Source organism: Pseudovibrio sp. Ad26 (assembly GCF_001623285.1).
In the GTDB taxonomy this organism is placed as follows: Bacteria; Pseudomonadota; Alphaproteobacteria; order Rhizobiales; family Stappiaceae; genus Pseudovibrio; species Pseudovibrio ascidiaceicola.
Genome location: NZ_LMCE01000064.1, coordinates 1 through 11,293 on the forward strand (window position 1 = coordinate 1; position 11,293 = coordinate 11,293).

At 49.6% G+C, this 11,293-nt stretch carries 3 protein-coding genes and 1 pseudogene; 2 read left to right on the forward strand and 2 right to left on the reverse strand.

Annotation, left to right across the window (positions count from 1 at the left end):
- Positions 1-148 (reverse strand): annotated as a pseudogene (locus PsAD26_RS29400) (IS3 family transposase); the annotation flags it as partial.
- A gap of 666 nt (positions 149-814) precedes the next feature.
- Here PsAD26_RS29400 and PsAD26_RS16420 point away from each other — a divergent pair.
- Both PsAD26_RS16420 and PsAD26_RS28890 read left to right on the forward strand, forming a co-directional pair.
- Positions 815-1,588, forward strand: a complete 774-nt coding sequence (locus PsAD26_RS16420; protein ID WP_193758301.1) for an alpha/beta fold hydrolase — start codon at positions 815-817, stop codon at positions 1,586-1,588.
- Positions 1,589-1,729: 141 nt separating this feature from the next.
- Positions 1,730-2,362, forward strand: a complete 633-nt coding sequence (locus PsAD26_RS28890) for a 4'-phosphopantetheinyl transferase superfamily protein (RefSeq protein ID WP_084403710.1) — start codon at positions 1,730-1,732, stop codon at positions 2,360-2,362.
- Here the strand turns inward: PsAD26_RS28890 and PsAD26_RS16425 are convergent.
- Positions 2,297-11,287 carry a non-ribosomal peptide synthetase gene (locus PsAD26_RS16425; protein ID WP_063311323.1) on the reverse strand — a complete coding sequence of 2,997 codons (8,991 nt, stop codon included), beginning with the start codon at positions 11,285-11,287 and terminating at the stop codon, positions 2,297-2,299. The two genes, PsAD26_RS28890 and PsAD26_RS16425, sit on opposite strands and share 66 nt — an antisense overlap.
- Positions 11,288-11,293 lie beyond the last annotated feature (6 nt).

Below are 11,293 nucleotides of genomic sequence, written 5' to 3' on the forward strand. Positions count from 1 at the left end.
ACAACTCGGCAATACTGTCCTCACCGCGCAGTCCAGCCAGAACGATACGGATCTTGTCTTCAGTGGAATAGCGCTTTCGGGTCTTGCGCCGGATGTCTTTAACCGCCTTCTCAGCTGCAGCGCTGGCAGTCCTTGTGTATTGCCCCATTGTTCACTCCTAATCTAGTGATCATGGGCCAAAACACTCCATTACTCAAATCGATCGATTTGTCCATAAGGCGTCGCCGACAAACAGTCCTTTATCCTTGAGAGAGGCTGGCACTTTATCAGTTGAAAATGAGTATGTATCAGGGATACCCAAGGGAGTAAGTCGTAGCTTTGTCCTATTAAACAGCATGGTTGCTCTGTTTTGATTTGAGCTAATCCAATCTTTCTATTAGTTGTTACATGTTCGGACACACCGAGTACTGAAACTCAGCATATCATTTTCGAATTTCTCAAAAGTTGCTGACAAGCCCCAAAAGCAGAGAAGGAGAACTTACCTCGGTAAAATAATATTATAGAGACATCAGTAATTAGCTGATGATCTCTAACCCCCTCTGCGACAACCGCCCCTTCACCACCTCCATCACACGTTCTTTTTCCCTATAGATTTTTGTTTGAGCGGGAAGCGTAGGGGAGAAGTGTAAAGGAGGGTAGAGGGTGGTTTCGGTCTGCAAAATGTAATCAGTGTTGTTCCTCAACTTGCGTGTGCATTTTGGCAGTTATCAAACTCGTTGACCTTAAGTGATTATCCTCTCGACCTCATATCAAAACCACGCAATACTCGATGCATTGAGTTTGACTAGATTGATGGTTTTAAATGAGTTTTTTGATGCCTTCTCCTTGGTTTGATACAGAGGCCCATCCGAATAAGCTGAACTTGGTTTGCCTGCCTCAGGCAGGGGGCGATACAAGTTTGTACAACCGATGGAAGGTTCCGCTTGGTGATCAGGTGAACGTAATGCCAGTGAAGTTTCCTGGTCGAGGGGTTCGTCTGGGAGAACCATCAATCAATTGTATGGAAGAGGTTGTCGATCAGTTAGCTCAAGAGATTGGGCAGTTCGGAGAAACCCCATTTGCACTGCTTGGGTCCAGTATGGGAGGTTGGATTGCTTATGAGTTGGCACTCCGCCTCGCAAAACAACATCATCTTAAACCAACAGCGCTATTTGTGCTGGCTTCAGCTTCGCCGTTTGCCCCAAGAAACCTCCCATTCCTTGAAGGCTGTACGCGAGAGGAAATGATTGAAGAGCTCATCTCGTTTAATCCTGACTTTAAGCAGATCGCTGAGCATGATGAGCTGGTGACCTTACTGCTACCTGCGATTACCAGTGATTTTAAGCTCTGCGAGACTTATCGGCCACGTGCCCCTTGGAAGGTTAAGTCCCCCATTTTTGCATTTGCAGGACGTGAAGACCAAATTGTCGAGCGGAGCAAAGTGGAAGAATGGAAGACTTTGAGCTCTGAAACCGTAGTTATTGACGACGTGGAGGGTGGACATTTCTTCATTGAAGAGCGTCCGATCAAGATACTTGATAAGATAAGAGAGCACGCTGCAAACGTAGTTCATCAGATGTCTCAATCCGCAACCTTGCAACTGGCGTAAGATACTGTGCCCATTTCAATTTCCGCAAAAGACGCTCGAGAATGGTTTCAAACTCTGAGTTGGAAGTGGCAACATTGCTATGAGACCAAAAGGGTGTTGCTTGTCTTCGTACTGATAGAGTTTTCGGTTCCGGGAGACTGCATGTTGACCGGGGAAGAAAAAGAAAGAAGCGCACGCTATCGGTTTATTCGAGACAGGCGAGCATATGAGTTGGGCCGTTTTATTGTTCGAACCACGCTCAAAGCTACGATTCCTCTTTTGCCTTTTGCAATTGGAGAGAGCGGCAAGCCTTACATAGAGGGCTATCCAGTGTTCAACATAAGCCACTCTGGTGGATTGGTTGCTGTTGCATTTGCTCGCAGGGAGCCTTTGGGTGTTGATATCGAGTTGATCCGCTCAGATAATCAATCAACTGATCTGATAGCTGCTGTTTGTCATCCGGCTGAGCGTAGAGCGCTTGCAGGGGGCTCCGAACAGGAGCGAGACGAGATGTTTTACCGTTGCTGGACCCGTAAAGAGGCCGTGCTGAAGGCGACCGGTGAAGGGCTTCGAGATGATCTTCGTTCGCTTGATGTGAAGTTATCTCAGCATCAACCGACCATTACTTCTGAAGCTTTACCCATGGCGCTGTTTGATGTTCCTCTTCGCTGGAAAGGTTACAGCTGTACTCTTGCTGTTGACCCAAGTGTTACAGCTATAGATGTTCTCTCACCCTTCCATTCTTATCAACTCACGTGTATCGAGCAATTCCATGACACTGAGCACGTCATCTAGCGCCTTACCCCTCATTATGGAATAGTGATCGGCCTCAATAACCTTCCAGTTCTGTAGATTTGGAAGAACTTCAAGCCAATTTATTCTAGTGTTTGCGCTGGTGTTTTGGTTTTCGTTCAATCCATCTGCGGTTTCAGATGCCAAAATCACATTCGCCTTCCAGGAAGGAACCGGACGCATTTGGTGATTGATCATCGCCTTGATGTTGGAGGATGTACAGCGGACAAGAGCTTCCCGATATTCGTGTTGTTCTCCGCGCATGCCCTCTTCGCTATATTGGACGTTATCGGCTCCCCATTTTTCGTTCAGCTCCTTTAAGAATATCTGCTCAGTTTCTTGTTCGCTCAGTTGTTGTAGATCTGCACCTGAGTTTGGGGCTGGTGGGTCGATCAATGTCAACTGGCCAGAAATGCCTGACTTGCCATGGAAGTAGAGGGCTACTTCGTGTGCGACCCATGCTCCAAATGACCAGCCGACCAAATGAATCCTTTGTTTTGCTAAGTTTTTCATCAAGGTGTCCGCGTAGACCCTTGCTCTTTCTTTTAGACTGATCTCCGGGAGGTTGGGGTTACTGTGGTGAGGGTCAGCTATGACAAGGATCTGAGTGTTATCAGGAAGTTTTGCCGCCAGTTCGCGATAGGCTTCTACATCGCCACCAACCGGATGTAGGAGAATAGCAGTTTCATCACCGTTTCCAGCCTGCCACTCGTGAACAGTTACGGCATCAGACCATTTGGTCTTGTTGGAGTTGGGTTTGACCTCAAGCTGCTGTTCAACCAACTCCATAATCTGTCTTAGAGAGGAGTTTCTCGGAACTTGAGAAAGCAACAAACGAACCCCGTGTTTCTCTAGCAAGCCCACAAGATCGAGAAGAGTAAGGGAGTCCATACCCAGATCATGGAGGCATTCGTCAGTATCGATCTGATCAAGCCCCAGCTGCTCTATTAAAAGAGCTTCTGTTTGACTTTGAATGGAGGTGAGTTTCGTCTCTGTATTGTCCGATGTGTTTTCAAGATCATCTCTGATCGGAGATCGATAGAAGTATTGAGAGTCTTCAATGTCGCAAGTGCTAACTAGGACTTGCGGGAGAGATGTCGTTCGTATCTGAGAGAAGATATGCCGTCCTTCGTCATTTGATAGCCCAACCTTCAGATGCTGCTGATGGAGTCCATCGCGCAAATCCGCAGAAACGGCCATTCCGTTCTCATTCCAGATTTCCCAATTGATGGTCGTTCTCACGGTATGAGGTGCTGCTGGATTCCTGAAATGCGCATAACTGTCCATCAAAGCGTTAGAGGAGGCGTAATCGAGCTGGCCAGCACCTCCAAGAACGGCAGACATGGATGAGCAGTAAATAGCCCTTGCCGGCTGGAACCTCTCAATAAAGTACTCGACGAAAACACTTCCCTCGTACTTTGAACGCATCTTCTTATGAGCGTCAGCAGGATCTCGAAACGAAATCAGGTTTCCTTCACCGACACCTGATGCGTGGATAATCCCGGTAATGGGCAAGTTTATCTCTGCGATGCTATCTAAAGTGGTTGCCCAAGTATCAGGGTTTCCTATGTCTGCTTTGATCAGATGTATTCTGGAGATCTCTTGCAATAAGTCTGCTGGGACACTCGGATTGCGTGAAACGATTGCGACTTGAGACTGAGGGTCAGACAGTAAACTCTGGCAAACCTGAGTTCCGATCGCACCACTACCACCGGTCACCACGAAGAGACCTGCTTTCTCTGCTTCAGCAATGGCTGTAGTTTGGTTGCTTGTAGACAAAGTAGAGACTGTGGACTGCCAAGCAAACCCACTTCGCAATGCAAGTCGCTCTTTGACTTGTTCTTGAAGCGAGAGTGCAAAGGCAATTTCAGACCAGCCTGCATTGGATGGAGTGTCTTCAACGTCCAACCACAGAGTTTGAATGCCAAACTCTTGAGGAATAACGGATAGTGGGCCTGCAAGCATACCATGCTGTGGCTGCTCTATTTTACCAAATACGGGCAGAGCTCCGCTGGAGAGCAAGCATATTCTTGAAATTTTCAGACCGCATTCTTGCTGAGCTTGAAGAAGATAGGTCAGGCTATCTAAGCAGATGCGTTGAGCTTGCTGGAGATCAGCCAGTTTATCTCCAGTCCCCCTGTATAAGAGCGGAAGGGAATGTATCCAGTCTACTTCTTCAAGATCCGTGTTTGCGAGCCGCCGAGTAAGCTGTTCAACGAAAGTCTTGCAGAATGGATTTACCGAGAGATTGCCCGGGACGGCAGTTAAAGCGTGGCCTTCAATGAAGACAGGAACAACCTGATTATAGACTTCATTGAGTGGCAACAGCTCATCAGGATTGCTATTTGCGTCCAGTAATACAACTGCCGTTCTTGGAACTTTGCCAGCTTTGCTGCTTTCGATCCGGCACATTGGCTGCCAGACCATTTGACTGAGCCATTCGCTCTCCGGAAGCCGCTTAGGTAGGTCGATGATCTCCTGTCTTGTAGAGATTTCGTGTTCGAAAACAGTATATTGTCGAAGATTGAAACTATATCCTGGGTGATCCCATGGTGGCGGTGTGTTTTGCCGGTTAGCGGTGTTGGAGGGAGACGAGCTGTTGTTATGTTGCGGAGTAACGGCTTCAAAGGCAGATTGTTTCAAGGCTTGGCCCAAGACAACGTGTGTGTTGGTGCCGCCAATACCAAAGCTGCTAACGCCAGCATAACGGGCTTTAGGGCTTTCCCAAGGCTTGCCAACAGGTGGAACATAAAAGCCTTTTTCATCCAAACCGAGTTCTGGATTAGGGAGTTCAAAACCAAGATTAGGTGGCAAGTATCCATGGTAAACCGAGAGCGCTGCACGAATAAGGCCGAGAACGCCGGCACCGGCTCCCAGATGTCCAATCTGGCTTTTAACGGATGAGAGTGCACAAGAACCTTCTGCGAGTTTGCCGTAGGCATTGGAAAGTGCTTGTACTTCAATGGGATCACCCAGTTGTGTTCCTGTTCCATGAGCTTCGACGTAACTGATTTGATCACCGCTTAAGCCAGCATTTACAAGAGCTTGTCGGATGACCTTCTCCTGGCCGGAAACAGACGGAGAAGTATAGCTCATTTTGGATCGTCCATCGTTGTTGATGGCCGAACCTTCAATAACTGCGTAAATGCAATCCCCGTCAGCAAGAGCACGATCCAGGCACTTCAAAACCACCACACCTACACCGCTTGCACCGATGGTTCCGCTGGCTTTATCGCTGAAGGATGCGCAGTTACCGTCCTTGGAAAAGATGTGTTGCGACTGATACTTATAGCCTTCTGTCATGTCGGGATCGACAAGGACTCCGCCCGCAAGCATAACATCGCATTCGCCATTTTTCAGCATGCCTGCAGCACTGTGAACACCGACCAGTGAGCTACCGCAAGCGGCTTGTAGTGTTATGGCTGGGCCTTTGAGATCAAGTTGAAAGGCGACCTTGGTGGCGAGGAAGTCTTTCTCGTGGTGCAAGGCCATTTGGAACTTGTCGGGAAGGGAGATTGAGGAGGCTGCACGGAGGGCGGCGTGGTAGTAGGTTGTTTCACCGCAACTTGCAATGACACCGATGTTCTGGTCGTTGTGGTGAGGAGAAATGCCGGCATTTTCAAGAGCATGTACACAGCTCATCATGAAATGTCGTTGCTGTGGATCCATGAGAGCGGCTTCGCGGGGGCTGATGCCGAAATACTCCGGATCAAATGACAGCATTTCGCTCATCTGACTGCGGGCGCCAACGAAGTCAGGATTATCCGGCGTGAAATGTTCGATACCACTTCGGTTTTCGACCACCATGGACCAGAACTCTGCAAGATTATTTGCGCCTGGAACTCTGAGTGCCATGCCGATGATGGCAACTTTATCTGCGCTTTGAGGAGCTTGCTCTTTGCTGTTCAGCTGCACTGTTTCACCATCTTTTTCAATATGTTCCGCCAGTTTGGTGGGCGTCACGTAGTGAAACAGATCAGCAATACTCACCTTCACGCCCAACTCTTTGCTCAGATGCATTTGATAACGCATCAGCTGCAGAGAAGAGCAACCAGCTTCGAAGAATGTTTGATCTGCAGAGATTGGAGAGCCGACAACATCTTCAAATGCCGTGATGAGTTGGTTTGTGCGTTGGTTTGTGCGTTGGTTTGCGTTTTTTGCGTGTTTTTTGCGTTTCTTTGTTTCAAGCAGAATCCAATCACACAGCTTCAACGCTCTCTGGTCGATCTTGCCACTTGGCGTGCGCGGCCAGTCATCGATCTGCCTGAATTCGTCGATACGAATGTAATCTGGAAGCCGGTTTGAAAGGTGGCGGTCAAGATCATCTGCACTGATGGAACTGTCGCGAAGGCTGACATAGGCGAATAACTTTTTGTGCTCTCCATCGAACATAACGGAAGCCTGCTCGACAGCACCGTGATCGATGAGAGACATTTCCAGCTGGCCAAGTTCGACCCGGTGGCCGGAGATCTTCACCTGATGATCCTGACGGCCCTGATAGTTCAGGTGGCCATTCTCATCCAGAACGCCAATATCGCCTGTTTTGTAGTAAAGCTGTGATGCGCCAGAACTGCAATTTGGTTGGAGTTCAACGAACTGGTCTTCGTTTAGCTCTGCGTTGTTCAAATAGCAGTGACGGACCCATTGGCCGCCAATGAGGAGATGGCCTGCTTCGTCAGGAGCAACGGGTTGGTAGCTGTCGTCGACAAGCAAAATTTCCGTATTGGCTATAGGGTTGCCAATAGGAGGGCGGGTTGGCCAGTTTGCTGGAGAACCATGGAGGCTATGAACGCAAACCACATGGGTTTCTGTTGGGCCGTAGTGATTGTGCAAGGAAGCCCGAGGCAGTTTGTCGAAGAAATTGCGCAGAGCTCTGGTGCAATAAAGTTGTTCGCCCGCTGTCACCACGTTCTTCAGATCAGCTGGAAAAATATCGAATGCCAAAGCTGCTTCACAGAATAACTCCAGAGCCACAAAAGGCATATAGATGCGCTCGATGTTTTTGTCGCGCATGTATGTCAGCAGGCATCGCATGTCGTGCCGCCAGGCAGGATCAATGACATGGAAGTAGCCACCAGAGCAGAGTGTCGAAAATATCTCCTGAAACGAAACATCAAAGGCCAGCTTAGAGAACTGCATGGCGCTTTCTGCAGCGGGTAACTCTCCTTGTTCTTGCTGCCAATGCAACAAGTTGCAGAGTGTTTCGTTGTAGACGTCTACTCCTTTGGGCTGGCCTGTCGAACCTGAGGTGAACAGGGTGTAGAGCGGTCTTCCGCTATCAGGGAGTTCCCAAGCCGCTACATCTTGAGTGTCTTTGAGGTCTTCCAGTTCCACCGGAATTAAGAGGAGGTCACTCTGTTGCAGCTCTAATGGATAGGGTGTTCCTGCTTGATGGAGGACTGCTACTGGCTTGGCTTGTGAGACAACGGCTTGCAGCAGTTTCTTAGGGTAACTGAGATCCAGCGGCACGATTGTTACGCCCAGCTTTGTGAGGGCAAGGAGCGCAATGATGTACTCGGGAGAGGCGTCCATGTAGAGTGCGATGCGCAATGGCTCTGTTGGATCCACAGCATCAATAACCGTAGACTGCAGGTGTGCTGCGAGTGCATTTGATAGCTTACCAAGCTCTTGATAGGAAAGTGTATTGTCTTTCCATGCTAAGGCAGAGGCATGAGGTGTTTGCAAAACCTGATCCTGGAACCAGGCGGCCACTGTTTTATGTGGCAGGGCTAAATCACCCCCTTTGAGTTGAGATGCTTGTTGCTGCTTGTCGGTCTTAAAGATGTTGCCTGCGGGTTCTTCCAGTTCTACTTGAGATAATCCAGCGAGCATGGCTTGCTCCAGCTGCGCAATGTCCTCAGTGCTGAAGTAAGCAAGATCATACTCCCAATAGAACTGGTAGGTCTCAGCCTCATCCAGAACTGAAAGGTATAGCGGGCACTTAGGGGTGATGCGCTCCGGGAAAGATGGCGGCGTGTGTTCTCCGTTGAGGTTCAGCGTTTCATACCGCGTGTTTTCAGTCGCAAACATGAACTCGAAAGGCAGACCTGATAAGTGGTTCGTTGTCTGCAGGTGCTCTACGGTATGTTCAAAAGCGACTGCCTGACAGGCGAGTGTGCGTTTGGAAACTTCGGCCAATGTGCTCGTGTTCTGTCCAATGGTTTGGGCTGGATCGATCACCACCGGCAACAGCATGGTGTTGGCGAACATTCCAACAGTTGCCTCAAACTCTGCTGTGTTGCGGTTTGCTACTGGGCTCGCGATCGTAAATCTTGATTTGCCCAAATGCGCATAAAGCGCATGCGCGAACAGGGAATGGAAAACCTGATGAGGTGTCAGAGAAAACTGATGTGCGGTCGAAATTAACTTTGCCCGATGAGCATCATCAAGACGCATCAAACGCGTGCGACCTTGCTGCGTTTCTTGATCATCACGTTTTGGGTTCAACACAGGCGACCAACATGCGGAGAACTCTGCTTCCTCATAGATTTTGAAGAGTTGTTCCCGCTGTGTTTTGTAATGCTCACTTTCCCAAGTTTGCGCCTGCCAAGCCGCAAAATCCAGCGGGGTGAGGGAGGTCTGTGTCTGCTCGGAGACCTCTTCGTCGAGTTGAGCCTGATAAGCCCTGGAAAGATCTTCAAACAGGATATTGAGGGACCAGCCATCCAAAACGATGTGATGCGCATGGAGGATGAGCACACTTGAACCATCGGGTTCATGTGCAAGATGAAGCTGAAACAAATGAGGCACTTCAAGGTCAAACGGTTGACCGAAGAGCGTGTTTTGGAGCGCTGTGATCTCGTTTTGCTCTAAAACACCGTGGTAATGAAATACCTCAGGATTATTCTGCGCAACGTGCTGTTCTACTCCATCATCTGTAAGGTGGAAGCTGGTGCGCAGCGCTGGATGTTGTTTTGCGAGAGCTCGTGCTGCTCTCGCTAGCTCTTCGGGATTGAGCTCTCCGGCGAACCGGAATGTGAAGGGTGTGTTGTAAGAGGTGTCAGAAGGGTTCTTTTGCTGCTGTAACCACAAACGCTTCTGCTCAGACGTGACGTGGGCTTTTTTGATGTTTGACGGGGAGGGAACCGGAGGCACAACGTTCAGCTGGGGGCCTTGATTTCTGATCGTGTCTGCAAGCTCAGAAAAAGTCAGACTTAGGAGTTGGGACGGGACCAAGCGATAGCCAAGTGTCTTGTTCAGGCGATTTGCAAGACTAATCGCCTTCAGGGAGTCTCCGCCTGCGGTGAGCACTGTATCCTCACCATTCAAGTGAGGCACACTCAGAACCAACTCCGCAGCCCTCAAAATATCCGTGAAGATTTCATCTGTAGCTCCACTGGAAGATTGTGCAGGGCGGAGTGGAGCGCAGTCCATCTTCTGGAAGGCATCTCGATCAATTTTGCCGTTTGCATTCAGGGGCATTTCGTCAATGCAAAAGATCTGGTGAGGGCGCATGTAATCCGGCAGATGCGCTGACATATGGGCATCAAGATCGGCGTAGGTTAGGTGCTTATCTGCTGTCAGGTATGCGTGGAGTTCGAGTGGTTTTCCGGGTTTCTGATATGCGAGTACACACGCTTGCTGTACTTTGGAGAAATGCTGAAGCCCCTGTTCTATTTCCTCTAGTTCGACGCGAAACCCACGGACTTTGACCTGTCTGTCAACGCGACCAACATATTCTATGAGCCCTTTGTTGTTGAGGCGGACCAGATCACCGGTGCGATACCACCTCCGGCCATCTGAAAGCTCGACAAAGCTGTGCTGTGTTTCCTCTTCTCGGTTCAGGTAGCCATGCGCTACGCCCGCCCCGCCAATATAGAGTCCAGCAGTCTCTGTTAGGTTCGCTCTCTCTCCATCGGGTGACCGCAACTGACAGTCTGTGCTGGCAATGGGTCTGCCGATTGGAACAACACCACCGCTAAAGCTGCGGGGTATGGGGTAGCTCAATGCAAAAGTGGCGCACTCTGTGGGGCCGTAGATGTTGTGTATTTGGCAAGCGCTTTGTGGGTTTGCCTCATACCAGCTCTGTACGGTGTGCGGATTGAGTTGCTCTCCACCGATCAACAGATGGTCGAGTGTGGTGAAACAGTTTGCCCCGTAATCAACCATGGCGTTGAACAGCGAGACTGTCATGAACATGGTTTTGATGGAGCGCTTTTCCAGCTCCACCGCAAAGCCTTCAAAGTCAGCTGTTTCCTCTGCAGAGAAAACAACGATACAGCCACCTGTTAAAAGCGGCACCCAGACATCAAAGCTGAGGGCATCAAATGCTGGGTTGGAAATGTGTGCGTAGCGATCTCCAACGCACATTGGAACGAAACGAGGTTGATGCGCGAGCCTCTCAATGGCTGTCAGAGGAACTTGCACCCCTTTAGGTTTGCCTGTTGTTCCGGACGTGTAAAAAAGAAAAGCCGTGCTGGCGACTGGGGAGGTTTGGAACTCGCCTTCGTCATCTGGCAAACTCTCAGCAACCAACTCGCCTACATGGTGAGTTGTGTATGTTGCCGAGGGAACGGATCTGGAGTGTGTTTTTTTTGATGTGATCAGGAAGCGCGCCTGACTATCAGCTAAAATAGCAGCTTGCCTGTTTGGTGGACTTGCAGCATCCAGCGGGACAACAGTCGCTCCTGCTTTCAGGATTGCGAGCATGATCACAATGAGATTCTGAGACCGAGGCAGGCAAACAGCAACAGCATCACCTTGCTTTATGCCATGCTGCCTCAGCAGTGCTGCGGATTGGGAAGCATGTGTGTTGAGTTCCAGATAGGTGAGTGTGCGGTCATGATCCTGAACTGCAGTCAGCTCGGGAAAGCGTTCAGCATAATAACTGATGCTCTCAAGTAGTGAGGACTGGACCGGACCTTCGTCACCCAACTTCAAGTCAACATGATCAGAGGCTGAATGGTCATGTGAGATAGTGCTGTTCATGATGAC